We start from the raw sequence: 23,956 nt of genomic DNA on the forward strand, positions 1-23,956 counted from the left end.
TATAAACGAAGTTTTTTCCTTCCGTATCTCAGTATCCGAACAGGCTCCGCCCCGCCCACCGGGCCTCAGCAACAAGCCATTTACTTGAAAGATTTGAACCATGATTGAACCACTTATCCTTGCCACCCGTGCCCCGGCCCTGGAAACCACCATGAGGGCACTGGGCCGCATGATCACCCGCTTCTCGGCGGGCGAGGCCCACGCCGACGAGAACCCGGTGTCCCGCGCCCACGAGTCGCGCGGCTATGCGTTCCATACCCTGCCCGACAGCCCGGACGACTGGGCCATCATGCAGACCCGGCCGATCTTCCACCAGCCGCGTCCCGAGGAGGTGCCGTTGGATCGCTCGGCCCCGAACCATCAGGACTGGTGCGAGTGCGATGTCGTGCTCAAGCACCCGGTCCACGGCACCCTCGTCGTGACGGTGCGGGAGTTCTCCCTGATCGAACCCTACCCCGTCGTGGTCGAGCCGAGATCGGGGTATGTCGAGGCCGCCGCAGCGGCCTCGCTGGAAGTGTGGATGACCAAAGTCAAGCTAATGTTCGGGTGAACCGGATGTACGACTACGTAGTGACCCTGCGGCCCGACGCCGACGTGCGACTGATTATCGACCAGGACGATCTCGCCCTGATCAGCGCCGCCAGCAAATGGTGCCACAACAATCTCGGGATGATCGGAACCACCTGGGACATGGCCGACACCAGCACGACCTTCATCAAGGGGACCTTCTGGTTCCAGAACGTCAAGGACGCGGTGGAGTTCAAGCTGAGATTTTGTTGAAGACTATCAGGAAAGGATTGGTCGGAGTTTCGCCGGGAATACGCCAATAAGATATTACGTCGGCTCAGGCCAACTAGCATAAATACCCTTGTGAAACGGCGCGGTTATTCGCCGTATCATCTCCGATCTTTGATGTTTTTCTTCGTGTGAAGCGCCCTCGACCCAGTGTCGGGGGCGTTTTCGTTTTCTGGTGCGCCACCATCGCTCGAAGTCAGCCGGACCACGCACCGGCTCCTCGATCTTTCCACGAACTGTCGCTAACTGAAGCGCCACGGACGAACTTGCAACGAGAGCGAACGAACATATGAAAGCCCGCTCGCCTTCTCCAAGAGGCATACCCCTACCCATCGGGTCAGTTGACCACTAGCTATTGGCGTGTCTGACCAACTGATCGATTATAGTCCAGCGTTCCCTCTGCGGAGAATGGCCGTGAAAGATGTTCTTACGATCAGCTTCGTCTTGTTGTTCCTGGCGCTCCTCTATCTCTTGGTGAGAGTGCTATTAAGGACGGGATTCCCAAATTTCTATGCAGCCCGCCCAGTAGCAGTTGTGGTTATTTGTTGGCTGTCAATCTTTTTTGCAATGATGCTGAGTGCGTTGTATTTCATGTTGAAGGCGGAGAGGAATCTAGCGCCCATAGTTTTCGTCGCTCCATCGGAAATGGAGAAGGAAGAATCACAACCCGTAAGAGTGACTGTGAGCGCCCGTGCGCCTGCGTTTGAAATCGAAAGGCGTCTACTAGATGAGGGACAATCCGGAATTGATGTGGAAACATTGATAGACCGAGTTCAAACAGAAATGGTTATGGCCGCTGAACTCGCTGGTGGACAGAATTTTGATGTAGAACCGAAAGGCGTGCAGCATCGCGAATTCGGTGTTGTCGGAGAGGCTGAATGGCATTGGCGCATCACCGCTCTGAAACAGGGCGAACATTGGTTGACGCTCAGGGTGTACTCGTTGGCTCCCAATAGCCCAGGCACTCTTCCCAGGTATCAAAAGGTGCTTGAACGGCAGATATCGGTTAAGGTCACAGGTTTCGAACGTGTGATTTCGTTCATCAACGAGGCGACCGGTCCGGTACAGAACATCCAAGCTCTGTACACCGTTCTTATAGTTCCGGTATTAGGGGCCATTTACGCGGGTTATCGCTGGTTTACTCGGCCCGTGCGGAGATCGACCAGAAGAAACCGTCGTAGAGGCGACCGCGCCTGAACTAGGGTTTCAGAACGAACTCACCGGGTGACCTTCTCGCCACCGGTCAGCTTGTAGACCTCGAACCGGGTGGTCTTGAACAGCTTGTTCAGGCGCTCGGCCAACCGGTGGGCATGGGCCGAGTTGGGGAAAACGACCTTCTTGTATTTCGGTCCAGGGTAATCAACCAGTGAGTGCAGGTTGCGCAGATTGATCGGCTTCCCATCGAAAAAGACGGCGTAAACGGCCTCGGCTTGCAAGACCTGCTCGCTTCTGTACGTCTTATGATCGGTGTGGTCCAGCAGGACGCGGGGCTTCGGTCGGCTCATCTCGGGTCGCTCCCTCTAAAAAGGGTTGTCCCGATATTTAGAGCAACGGCGGCGCATCGGCTGCGGCTCAGTCCTCGACCCGCTCGGGACGGCTGCCGAGGTCGATCAGGGCGACCGTCATCCACAGTACCGCAACGGCCGAGCCGACAAGGAAGCTAGCAGCCAGTACCTTCTCCTGCGAACCGAAGCACTCCCAGCACCGGACGATGGCCTTCGACATGTCAAAGCCGACCCACGTCGCAAGAGCCGCAACCGGGTAAACCACCGACGCCGTGACCAGCATCATGACCGTGCGCGGTTTGCCGGACCCGATCATGAACGCCCCGATGCTGGCGGCGGCGAGACCCGCGCCGATCTTCTTCGTCTCGGCACCGATGCAGTCCCAGCAGGCCAACACATCCCGCCCAATGTCGAGGGCCAGCAAGGCCAGCAGGACACCCACAGGGAAGAAGATGATCGCGGCCAACGTCCTCATGGTTTCGATCCTTCGTTGTGGCGGTTCAGCATAAGGCCGACCATCGGCATCCGGCAAACTGGTTAACCAAGCGTTAACCGCTGTTCTGTTCGAGAGTCGGGCGACGCCTCTCGTAGAAGATCGGGAGACGACGGGCCGCTAAATACCTGATCCAACTGCTTCCAGGGGACACATGGACGACGAGATGAACGAGGCAGCACCGGATCAGCCGGAGCGGGCTGACTACCGCACGCGGTTCCAGCCTGGACAGCCGCGCCCGCCTGGGGCTGGCCGTCCGCCAGGGGTCAAGAACAAGAAGACCCAGCTTCAGGAGAAGCTGTTCGAGGAGCAGCAGGACGAGATCGAGCGCCTGACCGCTGAGGTGGACGGCATGTCCGTGGCCGAGACACTGCGGCACCTCAAGTTCAACCCCATCGTGATGAGCGTGATGCTTGCCAAAAGCCCGCACACGTCCGAGAAAGTGCGGGCAGATGTCCTGAAAGACTTGAACGCGAAGTTCGCAGCCAACTTGAAGGCCAGCGAGCATAAGGTGACCGAGGTGAAGCGCCACGAGATCGTCTTCCTCAGCCCGGAGACCGACGCGCCGCTGAGCATCACCGCCGACGTGACGCCGCTCGACGCCGAGCCGTTCATTCCGTCGCTGGATGAGCCGGAGCCGGTCAGGCGGCGCAAGGACGATTAGCCTACCGCTGGACTATGGTCAGGCCCGTATCGATGGTGGTTTTTCAACCTGAGATCAGCCGGATAGGACGCTAACCGGTGTCAACAGGCGGGTCTGCCCATGGTCCTGAATCCAGTCCGCTTCCCGCTACGGTAGCGCCCCGCTAAGCCCATGATATTGCTCGATCTTGGTCATAATCAAGGTTGCCGAACGGCTATTATGTAAAATGCCTTGGAATGGGTAGAGGACAGGCGTCAGGATAAGACCTCGGCGTCACGGTGACGGGGCCGGGGCACCCCCTTTTGGGTACTACCAATGCGCGACCCCCTCATCACAGCCGCAAGACATCTCCATAGGCGAATACCGGGGCTCTCTCCACAAAAAACGTCGCTCATGGAGAAACAGTGGGCCGAACAGTCCGGGTTCGCATTGTCGTACCCCTGCCGCCCCGACCCTCCCCTTCTATCCTGCGACAACCCTGCCCGCAATCCCGGCTAAATACCGTCGCCGGTTCACCTCCAGTGAAGGCAAAAACCGGATCGCCACTCGGACCCACGGTGCTGCACCACCGCCGACGACACGATCCAACCTACCTGCCCCCGGCTGGGTCGCTACGGTCGGGGGGCTTTTTCATGCCCACAACCCTCGGAGACACCCTGTTGACCCACTCTGTCGCGATCCTGCTCCACCACACCTCGAACTACGACCCGCGCGCGGAAGACCCACGACACCAGCCTGGACCGGTTCTACGACCCGCTGGACGCGATTTTCGAGTCCGAACCGGAGCCCGGCCACCCGGTCCCGCCCGCCGAACTGCGCGCCGTTCTGGCCCACTGTGAAGCCCGAGGCTGGACGCTGCTCGATTACCGGATATTCGACCGCCAGCCGGTGGCGGGTCGGTTTGCCACTTCGCGCTGGGTCGAATTGACCTTCGCCGATCAGGCCCACGCCGCCCTGCTCAAGCTGTTCAGCTTGGATACCGGCGCGCTGGCCTAGCTACCCTCTCAGAAGCCCCGCTGGAGCCCGTCAGGGCCTCCGTGGTGAGTCCTGGCGACCTGGACACCCCCAAACACCACCGCATCTCGGACTCACCAGCGACGCTCCCAGCGGCCTCAGTTCACGCTGCCACGGGGTTCGGCGACAGCCCTCTGATCGGTGCACCGACCGAGGGCCTGAACGCCGCCCATTTCGGGATCACCTGCACGGTCAGCGGGAGGGGCCTGGGAGCGTCAATGCCGTAGAGCTACGAATACCGTCGCAATACCCCCTCCCCGTCTATATAAACGTCGCCCCGCCTGGAAGGAGGAGAAGGCATGGGCACGACCACCGGCACAGCGCAGGAGCCGACCGACCCCGATCCGCTTGGTCAACAGGAGGAAAGCGCCACCAGAGCGCGCCCGCCGATCCTCTACAAATACATGGGCGTTGAGTACGGGATTGAGGTCTTCACGAAAGCGCGGATCAAATACACCCAACCGGGCGAGTTGAACGACCCGTTCGAATGCAAGCCGTTTCTGCTCGGTCCTGTTGATCCCGAGCACAGGAATGAATCGATGGCATCGCAACATGTCAAAGACAACATAGAGAAAATCGCACAAGCAGCAGCCAATAAAGGCAACCGCCAGCAGCGACGACAGAAGAACAGTCGCCGCACCTATAAAGTGATAAGAAGTAAAGCACTTACACTTTTCCATCAGTCAATGGACAACCTAGATCAGAAACACACCCACTACATCAATAGGGAGGTCGCCACTTATCGAGATAGGATCGCAATGGTCTGCCTGACAGAGTCGCGCACCAATCTCCTGATGTGGTCACACTACGCCGATCAGCACGCCGGGTTCGTCATCGGCGTTCACACAGCACATCCCTGCTTCAACCGGCAGAGAAGCGAGGCCGACGACCACAACTATTTCCGGCCAGTGATCTACTCGGATGTTCGACCGAATTTCTACATGAACCAAATCAGGTCGCGCGAGCCGATCATCCTGACGAAGAGCAGAGAATGGAAAGACGAGAAAGAGTGGCGGATCGTGGCCCCGCTGGAACTCCTGACGAAGGACCCGAAGAACGGAAAATACTTTTACGACCTGCCAATTGAAGCAATCAAGGAAGTCTACATGGGGGTGCGAATTTCACCCGCCCTTCGGAACCGGATCATCGAAGAACTGGTCAAACGTCAGGATCAACACACCATCAAACTATTCCAGATGGAACAAAGCGAGCGCCACTACGCATTGGTCGAGAAAGAGGTGCATTACCGAACTTGACGCTCAGGAATGAACCTAGCGGCCCTGGCGGAGCTTCGCATCGACCGTGATGTTCCCTTTTCGTTCCTGTTGGTGTAGACTGCCGTCCAGCCTCTCAGCCAGGGAGTCAACATCATGCCAGAGCGCCGTTATCACGCATCGTCGTCCGGCCTACCGCCGTCGTTGGCTTTCCTCGTCCAAGGGGGCGTCACCGATCTCCTGGCGGTTTGCCGTGACTGTCACAATACGGCGTATCTCCCGGTCGAGACGGTGATCCAGCGGCTCGGCCCGGACCGGCTGGTGCCCCAGGTCAAGGCCCGCTGCTCGATCTGCGGCTCCCGCGACTGCGACATCCGGCCGGACTTCAGCGGAAGCTGTCCGGGGGTGATCACCCGCCACGGAGCCGCCCCGCTGCGGTGACATGCCGGTGGTTGAGAGGCGGAGAGGTGAAGCACTGCCCCACCTCTCCGCCACGCCTGCTTGATCAGACGGCCTCGCCCAGCAGAGCGTTTACTGCGGCGAGCAGAGTGTCCCTCGCGGCGATGGTCTCCAGCAGGATTCTGGCCCCCGTCAGGGCCATGCTGACGGCGGGCGGCAACAGTGCCGCACGTTGTCCCCTGGCTTGCCGGTGCCGCTCCAGCGCGCGCAGACCAAGATCAAGCACGCACAGCCCATACCTCAGAAGATCGACTCCGGCCATAAACTCCGGGGTGAATACGTCTTGAAGCCACATCTATCATGCCTCGATACGAGGTTTTCAATGGCCGAGCCGCGCGGGGCGGCTGACCGTTCAACTACGTTATCGAGGGCATGGGGTGGTGGGCAGGCGGGTCGGTGGTATCCGACACCGCTTCGACAAAGCTGGCGGAACGCACTGCCACTACATCGTCCAAGAAGGAGGATCGGCAGATTGTTCCCAACGTGACCTTGCGCGACCTGTGCGGCGGCGCGGCGGCTCAGTGCCTCGCTCTGAGCCTTTATGCCTTCAAGGCCGGTGATGATTGGGGAATGGACCCGCCAACCAGTTAACAGTATCGGTGGGCGGTACGACACCAACGGATTGAGGTGCGCAAGCGCCACCTCGGCCATCCCTTTGATCTCGTATATAAGGTTGTCCAAACTCCCGAGATCGATGTCGAGATTGATCGAACCAGAGCCTTGGATATAGAGACCCTGCCTCGGTGTCTCCGGGTCGTCCGCCTCACACCTCATCTCGTCCGGGGGTATGGAAAACCCGGCGTAGTCTTCGGCGTCAGACAGGGCGAATGGTGCGACCATCGCCATCAGATCAGGACGGCTGCCAGAACTTTCAACCAGCGGTTCGAACTAAATATTCCCGGCAGGCGCAAGCTGCTGAGAGCAGCCGGTGGCCGAGGCTGCGAGGCCGGTAAATACAGGCATGATCCTCACCGCCGTCCTGACCTACTGCTACCTCGTCGCGGGCATCGTCCTCGCCGTCTTCGACGCCGAACCGGGCTGGCGCAGGCGCATCGCGGTCACCGTCCTGTGGATCGCGCTGCTTCCGGCCGAGGCGATCTGGCGCGCCCTGGCGGCGCGGATGGCCTGGGTTCCCACCGCCCGCAAGCTGTTCGCCCGCAAGCGCCGCATCGTCGCGGTCACCGCCCAGCTTCTCGCCGCCGACGTGCCCGCTGTTCACGGCAAGAGCTACGACGACCCGCCCGCCCTGGTCATCCACAATGCCAGCTACGAAGAATTGCTTTGATCTGCAAGCTGCACCACCGCTACCACTGGCGTTTGGTTTACCAGATGGGGGGACGGTGCGTGATGAGATGGAGCGGGACCGGGTATCGTTATCTGAAGATCGCGGCCGACGCCTACACGGACTATCTGCCGCTGGCGTCGGAGATGGCTGAACTGAGGCGGCGCTACGAGGGTGGGCCGGTGCCGGTCCACGCCGACGAGCGGTATCCCGAACTCGATCACGAGATGATGCGCAGCGCCGTCGAGACCATCGTGTTTTCGGCCCTGTACCTTGAGTCCCGCCTGTACGATTTCGCCGCGCATCACCTGGGCGACGACTACGTGGAAAAGCATATCGACAGGCTTCCCCTGGCTTTGAAGTTCGTGCGCGTGCCGAAGCAGGTGACCGGCCGGGAGATCGACCAGGAAGGCTTGGCTTACAAGGCCCTGGCGAACTTGATCAAGGCGCGGAACGACTTGGTTCACCCCAAGTCGTCGCCCGCGACGGTCCTGGACCCGGTGGCGTTCGGGCAGGAGAAGGCTGCCAACGAGGCCAAGTATCGCAAAATCCATGACGATGCCCACGGCGCTCTGCGGGCCGTGATCCTGATGTCGTTCGAGATGGCCCGGCTGGTCGCGCCGCACTACTGCCAGATCACCGACCTTTCCATCGAGCCGAACACCTTCGATCTGCGGCACCCGCAGCAGGTCCACGCCCTGGCGATCCGGATCAAGGCAGAGTACGAGCAGTCCGTCGCCGGGGACTAAATACTCCCGGACCAGCGACCGGTGTCCCGCGCCAGAGCGTCAAACAACCGTCGCCTCATTATAAAATCTCCGATTGATTGACGAACCAGGAGGCCGGAGGGAAACCCCCGGCCTTCACCTTATTTCAGGACAACCAGATGAACGAAAACCAATTCAAGACGCTGGGAGAGCGGATCGCCTATCGTCTCGGCCGGAGCATGGCGCTGCCGGTCTCCCTGGTCCTGCTGACCACGCTGGCCTACGTGCTCACCCTGCTGACCTGGAACGTGGTCGCCCTGCTGAACCGGCTGTTCGGCGGGATGTGGCTGTGATCGCGGCGGTCGAAGTGCTGGTCACCCTGCTGATCGCCTACGGCATCGTGATCGCCCTGTTGTTTGGAACCGCCCTGCTCTCGGCGTGGCGTCAGGACGACTGAACGAATTGTCGTTCGCGCGCGGTTCGTTCGTTCGGAATTGAGTGCCCCCGGTCCGGAGTTGACCATCGTTCGAACGAAAATATTGGTTCAACAATTAGTTTAGCGAGACCGGTCGGATGCTGTCTGACCGGCCATTTTCGTTTCGGAAACCGGGATTGAAGGTCTCTGAGAACTATACACGCGAGAGTGGATTCTTGAGACGCGCGCGTGAAATCGGTTGCGAACCCACGGAATCTATGCAGGCTTTCAACGAGGTCCGCGAGTTCGAGGGGTATGCGATGCCGGGAAGCTAGACGATAGAAGGTGGTAGAGCGATGAGGAGCCCCGCTGGGAACGGGGCTCTCACCGATTCCGCTGCTGGGCAAAGAGCAACGGTCCTCTCCAAGGCTCGCTATGCAAACCCGAGCCTAGAGAGGACCACACGCGAGGTCAAGGACCAAATCCTTGGTCAACGCCGGAACTTTGCCCAGCGGCTAATCCACACGGATTGGACGCAAAATGAACAGCCCTTACGACACCATTCCACAAGTGCTCCGCGAGGCGGAGGGTTACGGTCCGAGCCATCACGCGGTCTACGCCGCGCTCCGGGACCATTGCGACCGGCACGGCATCTGCTACCCGAGCCAGAGGCGCATCGGCGAGGAAGCCGGGGGCCTGAGCCGGACCCGCGCCTGCGACCTGATCGGCGACCTGATCGACCTGGGCGTGGTCGAGCGCGTCGCCCACCCGCCCGAGCGGGCGCACTGGCGGACCCTGTGCTACCGGCTCCCGGCCGTGGCCGAGCAGCCCCACAAGGTGATCGACGACGACGGCGAGCCCCCTGTCCGGACTGCGGACCCCCCTGTGCGCGGAGACCGCATCGGGGTGACTTCCGAGTGTCGGCGGGCCGACACCACCTGTCGGCAGGCCGACACAAACTCCAACAACCCTAACTTAGATACACAACCAACAACAGCCCACACTCACTGGCAGAGCACCCCTTTTGATGGTGGTATATTGCCCGATGACTGGCGACCGAAGCCTCAGACCGTCAAGGATGCTCGGCGGCTGTTCCCGTATGTTGACCCGGATGCCTTGGCGCTGAAGCTGATTGCCTGGAGCCAGGATCACGGGAAGGTGTACGACGACCCGGACAGCGCCCTGCTGCACTGGGCGAAGCGGGAGTGGTCGCCGCAGAATCCGGGCCGGGGGCGGATGCCGTGGGAGGCACCGCCGCAGGGAAGGGCTGCCCCATCGCAGGCAGCCCGCCAGCAGGAGGACTTGGCAGCCCGGAACGACGCGGCGGCGCAGAGCGCGCTGGAGCGTATCCTGGCGCGGCGCGCATCGCCCCCGGCGTAACAGCTACGCGGAGCGCCTGCGCGTTATCCTGGATGGCCTCTTCGGCTCCCGCACGGTCTCCTGCCGGGGCTTCAGCCCCGCCGCCGCCATCACCGCCTGAGCGACCTCCCGTGCCGCCCGCTGTCCCTCCGGGGTCATCAGGTAGGCGTCCGCGTTCTCCCGCGTATTGGCGGTCAGTACATCGACCATGCTGACGACGTTCACGTGGCTCAAATAGTGGGTAGCCATCATCTCCGGGGAAGTCCCCATGTTCTCGGCCACGTAGGTCAGGTTCAAGCCCGGCTCCATGATCCGCCTCATGGCGTAGCTGTGCCTGAGCGAGTAGGCCGAGCGGGCGCGCCCGGCCGAATCGAAGCGCAGCTTGGTCTCGACCAGGAGCTTGCGGAACGCCACGGTGAAATCGTACTCGCCGCCGCCCGGCCCCAGGAAGATCAGGTCGTCCGGCCCGGCCGCGCGGGCGATCCGACGCAACTCCCGAACCCAGGCGACCGCCTCGGGCTGACTCATGGATTCGCGTTCCATCCCCTTGCCCCGGCACCACAGGCGCAGCACCAAGGTGCCGTCCCCCCGCGCCATCTCCCGCACATCGCGCCACTGCATGATTCGGGCGTCGTTGGTTCGCACCCCGCTATGCAGCAGAAACATGACGTAGCACAGCAGCATTCGGTTGTTCCACTTGGTCTCGCTGTTCCGTGCGCCGTCGATCTGGCGGTTGATCCGGTCGAGCAGGATGGCGATCTCGCCGTCGCTGAAGCTGGCCCGGCTGACCATCTTCTTGCGCACCCCGAGTCGCGGCAGCGCCATCTCCGGCAGTGCGGCGATCAGCTTCCGCTCAAGGGCCAGCCGCAGGATTGCCCGCAGCGTGTCACGCTCCTGCTCCAGGGTGCCGCGCGACAGTCGGCGCGGCTGGCCGTACTTGTCCACGTCACCCAGCTTCGGTTTGCCGGTGCCCAGCCGGTGCAGCACGTAGTCATCCCAAACCTTCGCCGTGATCTGCGACGGCTGGAGCTTGCCGAGCACCGGCAGCAGTACGTTCAGTTTCGTTCGGTAGGTCCGCAGCACGTGGCTGCCGCGACCGGTCGCGGCGACCCGTCTGGCCTTCTCCGCCAGCATGTCCTCGGCGAGGCTGGCGACAGTCGCCCTGGAGAGCTTCAGGCCGAGCTTGGCGACCCCGGATTGTTCGTAGAACATCCTGAGTGCTGCCTGTCTGGCGGCGTCGCGGTCGCGCTTCCTGGTGCTGAGCCGCTGATAGGTCTTGCCGCCGTCGTAGGTGATCCGCGCGTACCAGATCGTGTCGCGCAGGAACAGAACCGCTTCGCGCACCGGTCCCTGATCCGGCTCCTCGCGCACCACTTCGATGTACTCGGTTTCCCTGACGCGCGGCATCGTGCTGGTTTCCCCACTGGGTTTTCACTGTGCATTCCGGATTCCAGAAAACCAGCATTTGCGCGGGTTTGCAAGGACTGGGCAATGGTGTGTTTTACGTCGTTCACCAAATATATTGTTATCAAACAATAAGTTAGTTTGATATGCGTTGTTGGCCCACATCACCGAAACCAGCGCCGTGTCGCTCGATACCACGGAGGCCAGCTCGTGCCGGCGCAGCCGGCCGGAGGCGTCCACCGGCAGGACGGTGACGTGGTAGCCCTGGCTCCGCAGGTCCTCGAACAGCATCAGGTTGGCCGGATGCTCGACCGCCGTGGTCACCACGTGGCGCCGGTCGGGCCGGGAGCGCAGCGTGCCGAGGATCGCCAGATGGTTCGCCTCGGTGGCGCTCGACGTGAACACGATCTCCGACGCCTTGGCGCTGATCAGGCCGGCGACGGCACTGCGGGCCTGGCCGACCGCCTGCTTGACCGCCATCGCCGAGCCGTGGGCGCTGGAAGGGTTGGCGTAAATCTCGCCGAGATAGGGAAGCATGGCGGCCACGACCTCGGGAGCAGGCATGGTCGTGGCGTTGTTGTCCAGATAGATCACGGCACACCTCGCATCAGTCGGTCGCGGCGCCCGCCGGCGACGCGGATCAGTCCATCCGTCCGGGAACCATGGCGCGGGCCCCCAGCACCGGGGCGATCTCCTCCTCCAGGCAGCCGACCAGCTTGCCGCCGGGGAATTCGACCAGGTAGACCGGCACGTTGTTGGCTTCCGGGGCGTACCCGACCCGGATGATCTCGCCGACCGTGTCCTTGACCACCAGCAGGCTTCCGGCCGGGCTGTCGGGATGGCTGCCGTCGTTCAGCAGGTCGGCCGTCGCCTTGACGGCGATGCCCCACTCGTACTTGGGCTCGCGCGGCGGCGTGAAGCCGGTGCCGCCGCCTTCCGGCCCGGCGACGAGGATGTCTGCGGGGAGGCTGTCGGAGGAGAGATCCGGGCCGTTGTCCTCGGGGGTCTTCTGATCGGTCATGGCTGCGCTCCGGGGAAAGGGTTCGGGGGCGTCATTCGGTCCGCGCGGGGTTCAGCCGGCGCGGACGAAGTCCTGGGGAGCGTTCGCGAGGGCGTCGACCATCTCCAGCTCCTTCGCGCGCATGCCGATCACCCGGCGCTGCTCGTAAAAATCGACGCTGTAGATGTGATACATCTGAAGGTAAGAGCCGATGCTGATCACGTAGCCGACGGACCCGGCCGGGATCAGCACGTCGCCGACCGGCGCGCCGGGATATGTCCCGTCGTTGCGGACGTTGGCGAGGCTGCGGACCTTCTGGCCGACCTCGTACACGGGCGGGCCTTCCAGTTCGTTGGCGTCCTGCGGATTACGGTTGGCCATGGCGGGGGCTCCGGCTCGGGGTGAAGCGTGGCGGCGCACCGGAGGAGAGCCCCCGGGGGATGTCATGGAATGTCATGGAACGTCGTCCTGGAGCACGAGGCCGGCGCGGCGGCGCCTCGCGATCTCGCGCACCTCGTCGACCGGATCATCGGTCAGGGGATCCAGGTACTCGTCCGCGATGCGGCTCGCGACGACGTAGCGGACGCACCAGTCGGAATCGTTGACCATGGCGGCGAGCTTATCGGGACACAGCCGCTGGGCGACGTGCAGGCGGACGCGCTGGCTGTCGTCCCAGGCCATGCTGGCGAGCCATTCGAGGCCGATCCGCCGGGCGACCTCCAACCGCACCTCGGCGTCCTCGTCGCGCATCATGGCCGGAAGCATGCCTTCCGGGACGCGGCGGGCCACGCGCAGGCGGACCGAATAGTCCGGGTCGCGCATCATCGGCGCCAGATCCCCCTCCTCCAGCCGGCTGGCGACGGAGATCCGCACCTCCCGGTCGGGGTCGCCCCGCATCTTGAGCAACAGACGGCGGGGAAGTCGGCGGGCGACGCTGGCGCGCACCGTCTCGTCCAGGTCGTCCATCAGGCGCGGCACATGGAACAGCGGGGCGTGGCGCACCGCGATGGCGCGCACTTCGAAATAGGGATGGTCCAGATGCTCGACCGCCAGATCCTCGTTCCACTGGAAGAATCTCTGGACGCGCTTGGCGTAGCGGTCATGGACGCAGGCCTTGAGCGGCTGGCACCGGCCGTCCGCCTTGCGGTCGGCGAAGCGGCAGCCCGCGCAATCGACCGGGCGCCCGAGCCAGTCCAGTGCCTCGTCCATGTCATGGAACGTCATGATTCGTCACCCTCGCGGTCGTGCTCGCGCCGGTCGAGGACCGCCAGGAGGGGCCGGGAGCCGATCCGGTCCGCCGGGTCCAGTTCGGCCACCTTCTCCAGCATCGCCCGCCCTTCCCCAAGCCGGCCGGCCCGGACATGCAGGTAGCCCAGCGCCTTGACCGTGAAGAGGTAGAACCGCGGCGCCAGTTCGAGCGCGTCGAAATCGGCATGGCGGCGCGTCACCTGCCGCCAGTCGGAATGGTTGAGGCCGATGCCGGCGCTCGCGTGGTCGAGCATCCGGTGGGCATAGGCCAGCGCCTCGGCCAGGCGCGCCTTGTAGAGGAAGTACTTGTAGTGCCCCAGATCTACAGCCCGGTGTCCCGGCGCGACCGCCGCGGCGCGCGCCAGGTGGGACTCCGCCAGCGCATCGTCGCAGTAGTGGCGGCCCGCCAGATGAAGCTGCCGCTCCGCCTCCGCCGGCAGGTCGCCGCCATAGTAGCGGCGCGACAGCCAGGCATCGTCGTCCGGACCGGCCGTCATCAGATCCAAGGGCGCCGTGTCTGGCGGTGTCACTCGCGCGCTCCCGTCAACGCTGGGCGGAAAAGGGGATGGGCGTGGCGGAGGGTGCCGCGGTCGGGAAGACGCCTGGACCGGCGCCTTCCCGTACTCCCGAGGCTCCGGATTCGGGGCGTCAGGCCGGCACGCAGCAGTCGGCCGGGCAGACGGCCGCGCACTGCGGGGCGTCGAAGCTGCCCTGGCACTCGGTGCACTTGGACGGGTCGATCACGTAGGTGCCCTTCTTGAAGCTGATCGCCTCGTTCGGGCATTCGGCTTCGCAGGCGCCGCAGACGGTGCAATCGCTCGCTTTGATCTTGTAGGCCATCGGTTTTCTCCTGTTGTATCCGGCCTCGCCGCCGGAATTCCGCTCGCATCGTTCATTCTCGGACCACACGGCATTCCCGCCAAGGTGGTCAATCAGCGCACCATGCGCCGCAAGGGGCCGCTCAGCCCCGGTCAGGCACGCCGCGCGGTATAGGCGCCCTGGCGGATCACCGCGTCGGCGCCGATCTTCTCGCGGATCGCACCCGTGCCGAGCCGCTCGGTATAGGCGGCGTAATAGGCCAGGGCCGATTCCTCGATGTATTCGAAGGCGAAGCGGTCCACCGGCTCGATCCCGGCCGCTTCCAGGGACTTGCTCGGGCAGCCGCCGATCTTGGCGACCAGCACGGCGACGCAGTCGTTGATCGCCTGGATGATGGTTTCCAGCCCGTCCTCGTCGCCGGAGCCACCCTCGCAATAGAGATCGACGCGGCGGTGGCCGACGAACTTGGCGCCCCGGGCATCGACCTCGTAGATCTGGAATTCCTTGGCGTGGCCGAAATGCTCGTTGATCCGCTCGCCGCCCTTGGTCGCCACGGCGATCAGGATCGGCTTCTCGCCGGCGATGTGGGCGACCTCGGCGATGGCGGCGGCCTTGGACTGGTGGCGCTGGGCCCGCTCGGCCTCGACATGCTCGCGGTAGGTCTCGCGCTTGGTGAAGCCGCCGCCGTCGATGTCGATGTCCATCTCCATCACCTTCTCGGCGGTGAACTCCGAGCCCCGGTCCTCGCCCAGCAGGCCGACGGCGTCGGCGCGGCACTGGCGGCAATGGCGCATCAGCTTCATGTCGCCTTCGCACTTGTCCTGGAGCGCCTTCAGTTCCTGCGCGGTCGGTCCCCGCTGGCCGGTCAGGCCGAAATGGGTGCCGTGCGCCGCGTCGGAGATCAGCGGCATGATGTTGTGCAGGAACGCGCCGCGGGCCTTGACCTCGCGGTTGACGTCCATCAGGTGCTCGTCGTTGATGCCGGGGATCATCACCGAGTTGATCTTGGCGAGGATGCCGGCGTCGCGCAGCATCTCCAGCCCCAGCATCTGGCGCTCGTGGAGGATCTTCGACGCCTCGATCCCGGTCCAGCGCTTATGGTCGTAGAAGATCCAGGGGTAGATGTGCTGGCCGACCTCGGGATCGACCATGTTGATGGTGATCGTGACGTGGTCGATGTTCAGGTCCTTGATGCGGTCCACATAGTCCGGCAGGGCCAGCCCGTTGGTGGACAGGCACAGCTTGATGTCCGGCGCCAGCTTTGAGAGCTGCTCGAAGGTCTCGATCGTCTGCTTGGCGCCGGCCGCGAGGCTGTCGCCCGGCCCGGCGATGCCGACCACGGAGAGCTGCGGGATTTCGGCGGCAACGGCCAGCACCTTGCGGACGGCCTGCTCGGCGGTCAGCTTCTCGCTGACGACGCCGGGGCGGCTCTCGTTGGCGCAGTCGTACTTGCGGTTGCAGTAGTTGCATTGGATGTTGCAGGCCGGAGCCACGGCGACATGCATGCGCGCATAGTAGTGGTGGGCCTCTTCGCTGTAGCAGGGATGGTTCTTGACCTTCTCCCATACTTCCGGCGTCATGTCCGAAGGACCGTCCGAAGAGCCGCAACTGGATGTCGTGCAGCCCGAAGCGGCCGGTGCCGGCTGGGACTTCAACTCCCCCACGCCGAGGATGCTGTCCAACGAGATTACATTCATGGTCCAATCCTTCCCTTGCAGCCGAAGGGCGCCTAGACGCTCTGCCGGAGGACTGAGCAAGAACGGGGCCAGTCATGATGTCTTGAGAAAATCCTTTTTAGAACAAAGACTTGCCCACCCAGGCGGGACCCCGCAGTGTCATGTCTGCAACGCGACGCTCCGGTCCGCTGTCGGGATCATGTCGGGTATCCGACATGGTTCGGGGACGGTTTCCGGTCATTGTCATACCCGGAGGAGGTGGCGCTGAGCTTCGCGAGGCCGCCGGGAGCGGCAAGACAGCGAGGCGGGTTCGGAAAGCTCAATTCCGAACGGGACGGAAAGCGATCTCGACACCCCAAGTGCAACGTGATACCCAAACCAATCGGATGGCAGACTTACGGTGTAGATACAGGCTATAAGGGTTGGCCGTGCGGCGCGATCATTCTGTCTTAGGGATCAGTCTCATCAGAGAGGATTGTTGTATTTGCCTCCCAATCCAACTTGACCTGCATATCTTGATTTATACGGTTAGGATCGGCGATGATAATGAACAATAGTTGCCGAGTTACGTGTTGCGCGCTTCTGTTCGCTTTTCCAACGGCGGCTGGGGCTTACGAGACTCTGGCTCCCGACCGCCAGGAAAGTCTTCAGAAGGTCAACCTGTGCATCGACCTGTCGAGAAGCCTCGTTCCTCCGGGCGGCTCGCTGATCTACTCGCACCCGTATCTGGAGCAGGATGAGGACAGGACCCTCGTGACCATCTATGTGAAATGGAAGAATGCGAGCTCCGTGGAAGCCGGTCCCGGGAAGCCTGGGGGAGGCCAAGTCCTGTCGCCGGAGACGCCTTACCATTGCATCTGGAACGGTGAAGAGCTTCTGATGCATGGCGACCTGAAGTCCCTGGAGGAGACCGTCCAAGCCGGTTCGATGACCTGACCTGCAGTTGCTCCCCAATTTTTCATGAGTAAGCATTCAGCGTGCCGGACAGTCGTGACTCCACCCTAAACGGGGCAGCGTGGAGTTGACCGATGCGGCAGAAGGCGGGGCTGCCGTCCGGACTGGCTCCTATACCGCGTATCCGCTCCATAAGAATCAGCCGAACGGATAGTACGAGGAACTATTATTCAGCGGAGTTACTTGTAATTTTATTTTCCGTCACCACATCCAGTTATCCGAAAACTGCGCTCGCCTCTCATGGTCCTGTATCTGGAAGCCGGGGATTCAGCGCCGGGATCTGCAAGGCCGCTTCGTTCTCGCCGCCACATCAGGGGAATCGCCATGGCCAAGGGTCAGAAAAAGAGTAATCGCGAAGCGAAGAAACCGAAGAAGGAGAAAGCCGCTCCGGCGGTGAAATCCTCCATCATGCCGCCGTCGGGCCGGTCGGTCCCGCCGAAGACCGCCGCCGCGCTACGGATGCCGATGTGATCGTGGTGCCGTTCACTTGGCGTTCCCAGAGACCGTATCCAGGGGGGCGATCCACCTGACGGACCAGCAAACGGTTGTCCTGCCCCTCGGCTCCCCCGCGGCTTCGCCCCGGCTTCTGACCGTGCGCCACGTGACGGCATACCGCTATGCCTGCCCGGTCAGGCTGGGCGATCACCAGATGATGTTCCGGCCGCGGGAAAGCCATGACCTCCGGCTGGTCAGGACGCGGCTGAGCATCTCTCCGGAACCGCGGAGCCTGCGCTGGCTCCACGACGTTTTCGACAACTCGCTGGCGATCGCGAGCTTCGACACCGAGACGGCCGAACTTGTGTTCGACAGCGAGGTGACGCTGGAGCATATCGAGGCGCCGCACCCCGATTACGCTTTGGCCGACGATGCGCAGGATTTTCCGTTCGCCTATTCGCGCGAGGAACGCCTCGACCTCGTCCGGGCGCTGGAGCGTCATAATCCGGCCGGCGAAGTGGACCGCTGGGCCGCCGGGTTCCTCCCCGCGGGCGGCAGGATCGGCACCATGGCACTGCTTCGCAAGATCACCCTGGGCATCCGCGAACAGCTGACATACTCGCGGCGGCACGAGCGCGGTGTCCAGACGCCGGCCGAGACCCTGGCGAAGGGCACGGGCACCTGCCGCGACTATGCGTTCCTGATGATGGAAGGGGTCCGGGCACTCGGCCTGGCCGCCCGTTTCGTCAGCGGCTACATCTTCGTGCCCGGCGCAGAGTCCGTTCCGGTCATCGGCGGCGGAGCGACCCATGCCTGGCTTCAGGTCTATCTGCCCGGGGCCGGATGGGTGGATTTCGATCCGACCAACAGCATCATCGGAAACCGCAACCTGATCCGCGTCGCAGTCGCCTGGGCGCCCGCGCAGGCGCTGCCGCTGTGGGGAACCTATACGGGAACACGGTCCAGTTTCCTGGGGATGGACGTCAGCGTGAGCGTGCTGGACGAGGGTGCCGCCTGAACGCGCCGGCTACCCCTGCCGTCAGCCGACACCGACTGGCCCATGTCATGCAGGAGCAAGATCGCCATCGACATGCCCGGCATCAACACGAAGGAGCCCAACCATGAAAATCAAGGTCGGATACGAGCTGGTCTACGAGTGTCCCCAGCCGACACCGATGCTCCTGATGCTCAACATCCACTATACCCGCGCCTCCGACATCGTGGTGCCCGACCACCTCGTCACCGAACCGCCGGTGCCGATCACGGCCTATCGCGACGGGTTCGGAAACTGGTGCAGCCGGATCACGGCGCCCAAGGGCGTGACGCGGATCAGCACGACCGCGGTCGTCCGCGACAGCGGCAAGCCCGATCTGGTCGTTCCGGAGGCCCGGCAGCACACGCTGGAGGAACTGCCGGAGGAGGCGCTGGTTTTCCTGCTGGCCAGCCGCTATTGCGAGACCGAGCTTCTCAGCGACACCGCCTGGAAACTGTTCAGCGGGACCAAGCCCGGATGGGACCGGGTGCAGGCGATCTGCGATTTCGTCCACGAGCACATCAAGTTCGACTACATGCAGGCCCGGGCAACCCGGACGGCCTTCGAGGCCTATAACGAGGGCGTGGGGGTCTGCCGCGACTATGCCCATCTCGCGATCACTTTCTGCCGCTGCATGAACATTCCGGCGCGCTATTGCACCGGTTATCTCGGCGACATCGGAGTGCCGCCGCCTTACGGCGTGATGGATTTCGCCGGCTGGTTCGAAGCCTATCTGGGCGGCCAGTGGTACACCTTCGACGCCCGCAACAACACGCCGCGCATCGGCAGGGTCCTGATCGCCCGTGGGCGCGATGCCGTCGACGTCGCCATCAGCACGACCTTCGGCCCCAATACGCTGACAGGCTTCACCGTATGGACCGACGAGATCACCTCTGACGGCAAGCCTGTTCCTTTGGCCAGTCCCCCTGGCCGGCACCTGGGAGAACAACAATGACGAACCGCCGCAGCACCACGCCCGCACGGGTCATGTCCGAAGTCGGCCACCACAAGTACGAGGTCGGACAGCTTGTCGACTTCACGCCGGCCGCATCGCCCCGCGAGAAATCGGTGGGCCGCTATGAAATCGTCCGCCACCTTCCGCCGGAAGGCGCCGACAACCAGTATCGGGTCAAGAGCGTTCAGAACAGCCAGGAGCGGGTCGTTCGGGAGAGTCAGCTTGGCTGAGTTGAGACGGCACGACGTGGAAGCGCTCGCCCAGAAGCTTTACGAGGCGAGCGCTCCCGACGGGGTTCCATGGGCGGAGCGCAGCCTCGTGGTGAGGGACCCCTGGCTGGCGACCGCCCGGAAAAGGCTGCTTCTGGACGGCCCGGCGGGCACCTGACCGGACTTCCGCCGGGATCAGGTCCCGCTGCCGCCCGGCGGCTCCCCTTCCGCCCGAGGATCGCCGGACAGGCGCCGGATGTCCTCCAGGGCGCTGGCGATGAGTTGCCTATGCCGCGGGTCGTGGCCCTCCGCAGTCCCGGCGAAGAGGGTGATGAGATACAGGGCCTTCTTGCCGGCCTCCTCCCATGTCGTCGCGGGACCGGCGCACAACGCCTCTTCCATTTCGTCCTGGTGCTGGCGAAGCATCGCCCGATCCGCCTCGACCTCGGCGGTGTGCCGCCGGTCTTCGGTGGCCTTTTGTGCAGCCATGCCCCTGCGAGCGTCGAGTTCGACGGGGTCCGTCGTCATGCCGATCCTTTCGATTGATTTTCAAGTATCTGGCGAACCCGGGCCGAAGAGGGTGAAATCAGCCTTTGCCCGCTTCGTCCCGTTGCCGGGCTTCCTCCAGTTCGACGGGATCGATCACGGCGACCTGGGTCAGGTTCGGCTCGCCGGGCGGCGGGGGCAGGAACATCAGAGTCTCGGTCCGCCGGTAGGCGGGAAATGAGAGCCCTTCGATGAGTTCCTCATAGGTCTCGACCTTGTAGGTTCCCGCCGGCAAGGGTTCATCGAAGCCGCTCAGTCGGAACGGATTGACGAAAGTGATGGTGCTGTGCACCGTGCGCTGAGTCATGGTCCGCCTTCCGCAGCGCCAATCCCGGCATGCTCCGGACTGGAGCCGCATCGGGAGCGTTATCCCTTCGCGATATGTGGGCACTGCCCGGGCGTTTTTCATCCATACAATTGCCCTCGGGATCTGACCGGGGCCTGCGTGGTCCGGTCGGGAAGTCTTCGCAAGCCATTTAGGTGTTAAGCACCTAGAGATGGTAGAAATCTGCTCACAGAAAATGCATTGTAGTCTTACGGATCGGGAGTGGATTGTAAGTTAATCCAGAAGAGAAGCGCGCACCATGAGGAGAAATCCGGCGCCGAGCGATCCTGATATTATCATTTTGCGGAATGTTTCTGGATTGATCAAACGCGCTCAGCATTTGGCATGGAATAATGCTGTTGCACGTAGGTCGGGTATAGCGAAGCGGCACCCGACAAACAGGAGTTTTGGATTCAGGACAGGGTGAGTCATTCATCACCCGTAAAGCGGGAGCACAGATGTCGGGTGTCGCTTCTCTATACCTTACCTACGGTTTCCAATAAACGCTTTGTTTTTATGACTGGAAGTGAATTACTTCACATAAAAGCGTCGCAGACTGAGCGATTATTTTCTTCTGGGATATGTCACGACGACTTCCTGAGGAGATACATCATGCCAAGTCAGCTTACCGGATCGGTGGCATTGCCCAGCGATGAGTGCCTGCTGTTCTCGGATAATGTCTACCACGTCCTCGACGCTGTCTCCGGCACGGTTGGCGACGGGCCGCTGCCGGTGACGGACCGTTTCGCCGGGCTCTGGCCCATGGGGAAGGTCGTTCCCGTGTACTGGGGCTGCGGCAAGGCGTTCTTCTTCAACGGTCCCGAGTTCGTGCGCTTCGATTTGCGCACGCAGCAGGTCGATTATCCCGAACCGCGCATCGTCGCCCATGGCTGGCCGGGCTTGTGGCCGTCGGGGATCGATGCCGCCTTCAACGCCGGCAACGGCAAGATCTATTTCTTCAGGGGCGAATCCTACATCCGCTACGACATGGCGCTGGACCGCGCCGATCCGGGATATCCCCGCAGCATCGCCGAGAACTGGCCGGGCGTCTGGACCGACGGGGTGGACGCCGCCCTTTGTCCCGACGGAATGACCGTCGTGTTCTTCCGGGGCACCGAGCACGTCATCTATGATCTGCCGAGCGACGCTGTCGTCGCCGGGCCGCTGCCCAACGACCGATTGGCGATCGATCCCCTGCCCTCCGGCTTCATGCGGCCCGCCCGGGAGCTGACGCCGGAACAGGCCAACGGCATCGTGGCGCATCTGGCACAGCGTGGACAGCTGACGCTCAAGGAGGGGCAGAACCCGCTGAAGCTCGGCGACGATGGCCGGATCCTGTCGCCGACGCCCCGGCAGCGCATCGCGCTGGCGCCGGCCGTGGTCGCGGGCGTGCGCTATGCCAACAAGCTGAACCGCGCCGCCGACGCCATCGACAACGTGGATCAGCGGATGGCGGTGGCGCTGTGGCGGCTCGCCCGCTGGGCCAACGCATCCGGCCCCGACGTCGAGGTGATCACGCATCTGGGCATCGGCCATGGCGGGCCGAATCTGGACGATTGCCACAATCTCGGACGCGCGATCGACTTCGCCGGGATCGAAGGCTCGCTTTCCGGCCGGCCCTTCGCCCTGGACGTGCTGCGCGACTGGGGCAGCCGGCCGGCATCCGACCCCGCCAGCTACCGGCTGAGCGAGGACGACGAGCCCGCGTGGGAGCTTTTCAAAAGGGTCTACGCCTTCGGCACTTTCGAGTGCGAGTGCCGAGGCGCGGGCAAGGACCCCTGGCCGCCGACCGAGATCGGCGAAGGGGGCTACGTGATCTGCCCCGACTATCACGGCGCCGGCACGCCCGACGACCTTCGCCTGCGCCGGCAGCACTCCGACCACATCCACATGCAGATCGGCCCCACCCGCGGCGCCTGGTGAGGCGCCCGCGTCACCCCGCACAACGGAGCATTTCAATGGCATACACCCTGAACGAGCTTGGCCGGACGCTGCGCGCCCAACTTGCCGAGATCGTCACCGGCGGCGACGCCGCGACGACCGCGGCCGCCGACAGCTTCATCACTTGGTGCACCCCCGGCATGCCCATGGAGGAGTCGGATTTCGATTTCGCGGCCAAGGGGCTGGGCACCGGCGCCACCGCCGAGGAGGAGAAGCGGCTGCTCCAGCAGGCCTATGTCTTCTCGACCCTGGTCGATTTCATCCCCGACGTCTCGGGCCTGCTGACGCTCGATAAGCAGGTGGCGGTGTTCCGCACGTCGCAGGCACGCCTGTCGCACATGTACGGCGAGATCCTGCGGCTGTCGAAGGTGGTCGACCAGGAGCTGTCGCCCGAGAACCTGGCGAAGCTGGAGCGGTGGCGCGGCAAGCTGAAGACGACCCGCACGATCAAGGACTTCATCACCGACGAGGAAAAGCAGGTCACCGAGGATTCCCCGGCGGTCGCGGCATATAACAAATACTTCGCGGACTTCCTGGCCGCGCGTTTGGAATACAACAACAAGCGCATCCAGGCGGCGGTCGCCACCGGCGCCGAGGGCAAGGCGGCCGTGATGGACTGGTCGTCGAACCAGCCGCTCTACCGCATGAAGGTGAGCCAGGCCGAAGGCAACTGGGCGGCCATGGGATACCGGAACGAGGTGGAGCAGCTCTGGGCGGCGATCGGCCAGATGACGGCCCGCAGCATGAAGATGTGGAAGCAGCGCCTGCTGGAATCCCTGGACGATTCGAAGGTCGCGGCGGTCGGCCCGGGCCAGACTTTCCTGTACGCGATGCCGATCCCGGGCAACTTCGCGAACGCCAAGGGCTGGACCGAGTACAAGGTCTATTCCAACAAGCTGACCTCCGAGATGGAGCAGAAGTCCCGGTCGTGGAGCGCCGGGGGATCGGCCGGCTGGGGCCTGTGGCACGCCAGCGCCGGGGTGCAGAGCCAGAGCTCGCAATATTCCAGCGACTTTTCGGTCTCCAACTTCGAACTGGGATTCGAGCTGGCGCAGATCCCGATCACCCGGGCCTGGTTCTATCCCGAGTTCTTCATGAACCGGGGCTGGACGCTGGACCGGGGCCGCGGGTGGAACTACGACGAGTTCCCATCCGACGGCGCGAACCCGCCCAAGGGCAACTTCGTGGGATATCCGACCTCCATCATCTTCGCGCGCAAGATCAACATCAAGTCGTCCGAGTTCGCGTCGGCCTACCGCGCGCATACCAGCAGCCTGTCCACCAGCGCCAGCGCAGGATGGGGACCGTTCACGCTGCGCGGCAACTATTCGTCATCCGAGAGCGGCCGCAGCTACGAGAGCAACGCTTCGGGCGAGTCGATCACGGTACCGGGCATGCAGATCATCGGCTTCGTGAACCGGCTGGTGCCGAAGAGCCCCAATCCGTTCCCCGACATTCCGGCCGAAGCCTTCGAGTAACGCCGGCGGTATCCGGCAGGGCAAGCCCCTGCTTCAGGACGCCAGGT

The 23,956-nt window shown here is 63.2% G+C and carries 32 protein-coding genes; 18 read left to right on the forward strand and 14 right to left on the reverse strand.

The features are described from left to right. The first annotated feature begins 100 nt into the window (after positions 1–100). The 3 genes from JL100_RS18035 (at position 101) to JL100_RS18045 (ending at position 1,992) form a co-directional block, all read left to right on the forward strand. Entirely contained in the window at positions 101–550 is a 450-nt protein-coding gene (locus tag JL100_RS18035; RefSeq protein ID WP_202678932.1) for a hypothetical protein, read from the forward strand. A 5-nt stretch (positions 551–555) separates the two neighbouring features. Next, the gene (locus tag JL100_RS18040) at positions 556–780 is read left to right on the forward strand and encodes a hypothetical protein (RefSeq protein ID WP_202678933.1); all 225 of its coding nucleotides are present in this window, start codon (positions 556–558) and stop codon (positions 778–780) included. 429 nt (positions 781–1,209) lie between these two features. Further along, entirely contained in the window at positions 1,210–1,992 is a 783-nt protein-coding gene (locus JL100_RS18045; RefSeq protein ID WP_202678934.1) for a hypothetical protein, read from the forward strand. A 20-nt stretch (positions 1,993–2,012) separates the two neighbouring features. On the opposite strand, the gene JL100_RS18050 is transcribed toward JL100_RS18045, so the two are convergent. Both JL100_RS18050 and JL100_RS18055 read right to left on the reverse strand, forming a co-directional pair. After that, positions 2,013–2,300 (reverse strand): hypothetical protein, encoded by a 288-nt coding sequence (locus JL100_RS18050; protein ID WP_202678935.1) that lies wholly within the window; start codon positions 2,298–2,300, stop codon positions 2,013–2,015. Positions 2,301–2,367: 67 nt separating this feature from the next. Next, positions 2,368–2,775, reverse strand: a complete 408-nt coding sequence (locus JL100_RS18055) for a hypothetical protein (protein WP_202678936.1) — start codon at positions 2,773–2,775, stop codon at positions 2,368–2,370. A gap of 172 nt (positions 2,776–2,947) precedes the next feature. Between JL100_RS18055 and JL100_RS18060 the strand changes: the two genes are divergently transcribed. From JL100_RS18060 to JL100_RS18070, 3 genes are all read left to right on the forward strand, one after another. Then, entirely contained in the window at positions 2,948–3,457 is a 510-nt protein-coding gene (locus JL100_RS18060; RefSeq protein ID WP_202678937.1) for a hypothetical protein, read from the forward strand. Positions 3,458–4,749: 1,292 nt separating this feature from the next. Then, positions 4,750–5,706 carry a DUF2971 domain-containing protein gene (locus JL100_RS18065; RefSeq protein WP_202678938.1) on the forward strand — a complete coding sequence of 319 codons (957 nt, stop codon included), beginning with the start codon at positions 4,750–4,752 and terminating at the stop codon, positions 5,704–5,706. 114 nt (positions 5,707–5,820) lie between these two features. After that, entirely contained in the window at positions 5,821–6,105 is a 285-nt protein-coding gene (locus JL100_RS18070; protein ID WP_202678939.1) for a hypothetical protein, read from the forward strand. 64 nt (positions 6,106–6,169) lie between these two features. Here the strand turns inward: JL100_RS18070 and JL100_RS18075 are convergent, their stop codons facing one another. Continuing rightward, positions 6,170–6,349 (reverse strand): hypothetical protein, encoded by a 180-nt coding sequence (locus JL100_RS18075; RefSeq protein WP_202678940.1) that lies wholly within the window; start codon positions 6,347–6,349, stop codon positions 6,170–6,172. Positions 6,350–6,363: 14 nt separating this feature from the next. Next, the gene (locus JL100_RS18080) at positions 6,364–6,969 is read right to left on the reverse strand and encodes a hypothetical protein (protein WP_202678941.1); all 606 of its coding nucleotides are present in this window, start codon (positions 6,967–6,969) and stop codon (positions 6,364–6,366) included. 115 nt (positions 6,970–7,084) lie between these two features. On the opposite strand from JL100_RS18080, the gene JL100_RS18085 reads away from it, so the two are divergent. From JL100_RS18085 to JL100_RS18100, 4 genes are all read left to right on the forward strand, one after another. Continuing rightward, positions 7,085–7,408 (forward strand): hypothetical protein, encoded by a 324-nt coding sequence (locus tag JL100_RS18085; RefSeq protein ID WP_202678942.1) that lies wholly within the window; start codon positions 7,085–7,087, stop codon positions 7,406–7,408. 62 nt (positions 7,409–7,470) lie between these two features. Continuing rightward, positions 7,471–8,154: a hypothetical protein gene (locus JL100_RS18090; RefSeq protein ID WP_202678943.1), complete on the forward strand. Its 684-nt coding sequence runs from the start codon at positions 7,471–7,473 to the stop codon at positions 8,152–8,154. 137 nt (positions 8,155–8,291) lie between these two features. Beyond that, a complete protein-coding gene (locus JL100_RS18095) occupies positions 8,292–8,465 on the forward strand; it encodes a hypothetical protein (protein ID WP_202678944.1) in 174 nt (57 codons plus the stop codon). A gap of 602 nt (positions 8,466–9,067) precedes the next feature. Continuing rightward, complete coding sequence (locus JL100_RS18100; protein ID WP_202678945.1) at positions 9,068–9,907, forward strand: helix-turn-helix domain-containing protein; 840 nt, start codon at positions 9,068–9,070, stop codon at positions 9,905–9,907. A 3-nt stretch (positions 9,908–9,910) separates the two neighbouring features. Here JL100_RS18100 and JL100_RS18105 read toward each other — a convergent pair whose 3' ends face one another. From JL100_RS18105 to nifB, 8 genes are all read right to left on the reverse strand, one after another. Next, positions 9,911–11,293: a tyrosine-type recombinase/integrase gene (locus tag JL100_RS18105; RefSeq protein WP_202678946.1), complete on the reverse strand. Its 1,383-nt coding sequence runs from the start codon at positions 11,291–11,293 to the stop codon at positions 9,911–9,913. A gap of 24 nt (positions 11,294–11,317) precedes the next feature. Next, entirely contained in the window at positions 11,318–11,884 is a 567-nt protein-coding gene (locus tag JL100_RS18110) for a cysteine desulfurase family protein (RefSeq protein WP_202678947.1), read from the reverse strand. Positions 11,885–11,930: 46 nt separating this feature from the next. Further along, a complete protein-coding gene (locus JL100_RS18115) occupies positions 11,931–12,311 on the reverse strand; it encodes a nitrogen fixation protein NifZ (protein WP_202678948.1) in 381 nt (126 codons plus the stop codon). A 51-nt stretch (positions 12,312–12,362) separates the two neighbouring features. Continuing rightward, positions 12,363–12,671, reverse strand: coding sequence for a nitrogen fixation protein NifZ (locus JL100_RS18120; RefSeq protein WP_202678949.1), 309 nt, complete (start codon positions 12,669–12,671; stop codon positions 12,363–12,365). A 72-nt stretch (positions 12,672–12,743) separates the two neighbouring features. Beyond that, positions 12,744–13,514: a 4Fe4S-binding leucine-rich repeat protein gene (locus JL100_RS18125; RefSeq protein ID WP_202678950.1), complete on the reverse strand. Its 771-nt coding sequence runs from the start codon at positions 13,512–13,514 to the stop codon at positions 12,744–12,746. Next, positions 13,511–14,068 carry a tetratricopeptide repeat protein gene (locus JL100_RS18130; RefSeq protein ID WP_228420774.1) on the reverse strand — a complete coding sequence of 186 codons (558 nt, stop codon included), beginning with the start codon at positions 14,066–14,068 and terminating at the stop codon, positions 13,511–13,513. The genes JL100_RS18125 and JL100_RS18130 overlap by 4 nt, the downstream gene beginning before the upstream one ends. Positions 14,069–14,186: 118 nt before the next feature. Next, positions 14,187–14,378 (reverse strand): 4Fe-4S dicluster domain-containing protein, encoded by a 192-nt coding sequence (locus JL100_RS18135; RefSeq protein WP_202678951.1) that lies wholly within the window; start codon positions 14,376–14,378, stop codon positions 14,187–14,189. 131 nt (positions 14,379–14,509) lie between these two features. After that, positions 14,510–16,054, reverse strand: a complete 1,545-nt coding sequence (gene nifB, locus JL100_RS18140; protein ID WP_202678952.1) for a nitrogenase cofactor biosynthesis protein NifB — start codon at positions 16,052–16,054, stop codon at positions 14,510–14,512. Between the two features lie 525 nt (positions 16,055–16,579). Here nifB and JL100_RS18145 point away from each other — a divergent pair. The 6 genes from JL100_RS18145 (at position 16,580) to JL100_RS18170 (ending at position 19,797) form a co-directional block, all read left to right on the forward strand. Continuing rightward, complete coding sequence (locus JL100_RS18145) at positions 16,580–16,969, forward strand: hypothetical protein (protein ID WP_202678953.1); 390 nt, start codon at positions 16,580–16,582, stop codon at positions 16,967–16,969. A 342-nt stretch (positions 16,970–17,311) separates the two neighbouring features. Beyond that, positions 17,312–17,458, forward strand: a complete 147-nt coding sequence (locus JL100_RS18150; RefSeq protein WP_202678954.1) for a hypothetical protein — start codon at positions 17,312–17,314, stop codon at positions 17,456–17,458. 16 nt (positions 17,459–17,474) lie between these two features. Continuing rightward, entirely contained in the window at positions 17,475–18,440 is a 966-nt protein-coding gene (locus JL100_RS18155) for a transglutaminase family protein (RefSeq protein ID WP_228420775.1), read from the forward strand. Between the two features lie 103 nt (positions 18,441–18,543). Continuing rightward, a complete protein-coding gene (locus JL100_RS18160; protein ID WP_202678955.1) occupies positions 18,544–19,410 on the forward strand; it encodes a transglutaminase-like domain-containing protein in 867 nt (288 codons plus the stop codon). Further along, positions 19,407–19,640 (forward strand): hypothetical protein, encoded by a 234-nt coding sequence (locus JL100_RS18165; RefSeq protein ID WP_228420776.1) that lies wholly within the window; start codon positions 19,407–19,409, stop codon positions 19,638–19,640. Before JL100_RS18160 ends, JL100_RS18165 begins: the two co-directional genes overlap by 4 nt. Beyond that, positions 19,633–19,797 (forward strand): hypothetical protein, encoded by a 165-nt coding sequence (locus JL100_RS18170; RefSeq protein WP_202678956.1) that lies wholly within the window; start codon positions 19,633–19,635, stop codon positions 19,795–19,797. The genes JL100_RS18165 and JL100_RS18170 overlap by 8 nt, the downstream gene beginning before the upstream one ends. 17 nt (positions 19,798–19,814) lie before the next feature. On the opposite strand, the gene JL100_RS18175 is transcribed toward JL100_RS18170, so the two are convergent. Then, on the reverse strand, positions 19,815–20,147 hold the full coding sequence (locus tag JL100_RS18175; RefSeq protein WP_202678957.1) for a hypothetical protein: 333 nt from the start codon (positions 20,145–20,147) through the stop codon (positions 19,815–19,817). Between the two features lie 58 nt (positions 20,148–20,205). Then, a complete protein-coding gene (locus JL100_RS18180; protein ID WP_202678958.1) occupies positions 20,206–20,472 on the reverse strand; it encodes a hypothetical protein in 267 nt (88 codons plus the stop codon). Positions 20,473–21,102: 630 nt separating this feature from the next. Here JL100_RS18180 and JL100_RS18185 point away from each other — a divergent pair. Continuing rightward, positions 21,103–22,413 (forward strand): hemopexin repeat-containing protein, encoded by a 1,311-nt coding sequence (locus JL100_RS18185; RefSeq protein ID WP_202678959.1) that lies wholly within the window; start codon positions 21,103–21,105, stop codon positions 22,411–22,413. Positions 22,414–22,448: 35 nt separating this feature from the next. Continuing rightward, entirely contained in the window at positions 22,449–23,909 is a 1,461-nt protein-coding gene (locus JL100_RS18190; protein WP_202678960.1) for a hypothetical protein, read from the forward strand. The last annotated feature ends 47 nt before the right edge of the window (positions 23,910–23,956 follow it).

Origin of the sequence: Skermanella mucosa (genome assembly GCF_016765655.2) — a bacterium.
In the GTDB taxonomy this organism is placed as follows: domain Bacteria; phylum Pseudomonadota; class Alphaproteobacteria; order Azospirillales; family Azospirillaceae; genus Skermanella; species Skermanella mucosa.

Bases quoted from the DNA above. Each gene is read 5' to 3' on its own strand.
- JL100_RS18040 (WP_202678933.1), top strand. From the start codon at position 556: ATGTACGACTACGTAGTGACCCTGCGGCCCGACGCCGACGTGCGACTG.
- JL100_RS18090 (WP_202678943.1), top strand. From the start codon at position 7,471: ATGAGATGGAGCGGGACCGGGTATCGTTATCTGAAGATCGCGGCCGAC.
- JL100_RS18190 (WP_202678960.1), top strand. From the start codon at position 22,449: ATGGCATACACCCTGAACGAGCTTGGCCGGACGCTGCGCGCCCAACTT.
- JL100_RS18120 (WP_202678949.1), bottom strand. From the start codon at position 12,671: ATGGCCAACCGTAATCCGCAGGACGCCAACGAACTGGAAGGCCCGCCC.
- JL100_RS18035 (WP_202678932.1), top strand. From the start codon at position 101: ATGATTGAACCACTTATCCTTGCCACCCGTGCCCCGGCCCTGGAAACC.
- JL100_RS18125 (WP_202678950.1), bottom strand. From the start codon at position 13,514: ATGACGTTCCATGACATGGACGAGGCACTGGACTGGCTCGGGCGCCCG.
- JL100_RS18165 (WP_228420776.1), top strand. From the start codon at position 19,407: ATGACGAACCGCCGCAGCACCACGCCCGCACGGGTCATGTCCGAAGTC.
- JL100_RS18080 (WP_202678941.1), bottom strand. From the start codon at position 6,969: ATGGCGATGGTCGCACCATTCGCCCTGTCTGACGCCGAAGACTACGCC.
- JL100_RS18070 (WP_202678939.1), top strand. From the start codon at position 5,821: ATGCCAGAGCGCCGTTATCACGCATCGTCGTCCGGCCTACCGCCGTCG.
- JL100_RS18135 (WP_202678951.1), bottom strand. From the start codon at position 14,378: ATGGCCTACAAGATCAAAGCGAGCGATTGCACCGTCTGCGGCGCCTGC.
- JL100_RS18145 (WP_202678953.1), top strand. From the start codon at position 16,580: ATGAACAATAGTTGCCGAGTTACGTGTTGCGCGCTTCTGTTCGCTTTT.
- JL100_RS18175 (WP_202678957.1), bottom strand. From the start codon at position 20,147: ATGACGACGGACCCCGTCGAACTCGACGCTCGCAGGGGCATGGCTGCA.
- JL100_RS18085 (WP_202678942.1), top strand. From the start codon at position 7,085: ATGATCCTCACCGCCGTCCTGACCTACTGCTACCTCGTCGCGGGCATC.
- JL100_RS18115 (WP_202678948.1), bottom strand. From the start codon at position 12,311: ATGACCGATCAGAAGACCCCCGAGGACAACGGCCCGGATCTCTCCTCC.
- JL100_RS18185 (WP_202678959.1), top strand. From the start codon at position 21,103: ATGCCAAGTCAGCTTACCGGATCGGTGGCATTGCCCAGCGATGAGTGC.
- JL100_RS18100 (WP_202678945.1), top strand. From the start codon at position 9,068: ATGAACAGCCCTTACGACACCATTCCACAAGTGCTCCGCGAGGCGGAG.
- JL100_RS18105 (WP_202678946.1), bottom strand. From the start codon at position 11,293: ATGCCGCGCGTCAGGGAAACCGAGTACATCGAAGTGGTGCGCGAGGAG.
- JL100_RS18060 (WP_202678937.1), top strand. From the start codon at position 2,948: ATGGACGACGAGATGAACGAGGCAGCACCGGATCAGCCGGAGCGGGCT.
- nifB (WP_202678952.1), bottom strand. From the start codon at position 16,054: ATGAATGTAATCTCGTTGGACAGCATCCTCGGCGTGGGGGAGTTGAAG.
- JL100_RS18160 (WP_202678955.1), top strand. From the start codon at position 18,544: ATGAAAATCAAGGTCGGATACGAGCTGGTCTACGAGTGTCCCCAGCCG.
- JL100_RS18150 (WP_202678954.1), top strand. From the start codon at position 17,312: ATGGCCAAGGGTCAGAAAAAGAGTAATCGCGAAGCGAAGAAACCGAAG.
- JL100_RS18180 (WP_202678958.1), bottom strand. From the start codon at position 20,472: ATGACTCAGCGCACGGTGCACAGCACCATCACTTTCGTCAATCCGTTC.
- JL100_RS18055 (WP_202678936.1), bottom strand. From the start codon at position 2,775: ATGAGGACGTTGGCCGCGATCATCTTCTTCCCTGTGGGTGTCCTGCTG.
- JL100_RS18095 (WP_202678944.1), top strand. From the start codon at position 8,292: ATGAACGAAAACCAATTCAAGACGCTGGGAGAGCGGATCGCCTATCGT.
- JL100_RS18050 (WP_202678935.1), bottom strand. From the start codon at position 2,300: ATGAGCCGACCGAAGCCCCGCGTCCTGCTGGACCACACCGATCATAAG.
- JL100_RS18065 (WP_202678938.1), top strand. From the start codon at position 4,750: ATGGGCACGACCACCGGCACAGCGCAGGAGCCGACCGACCCCGATCCG.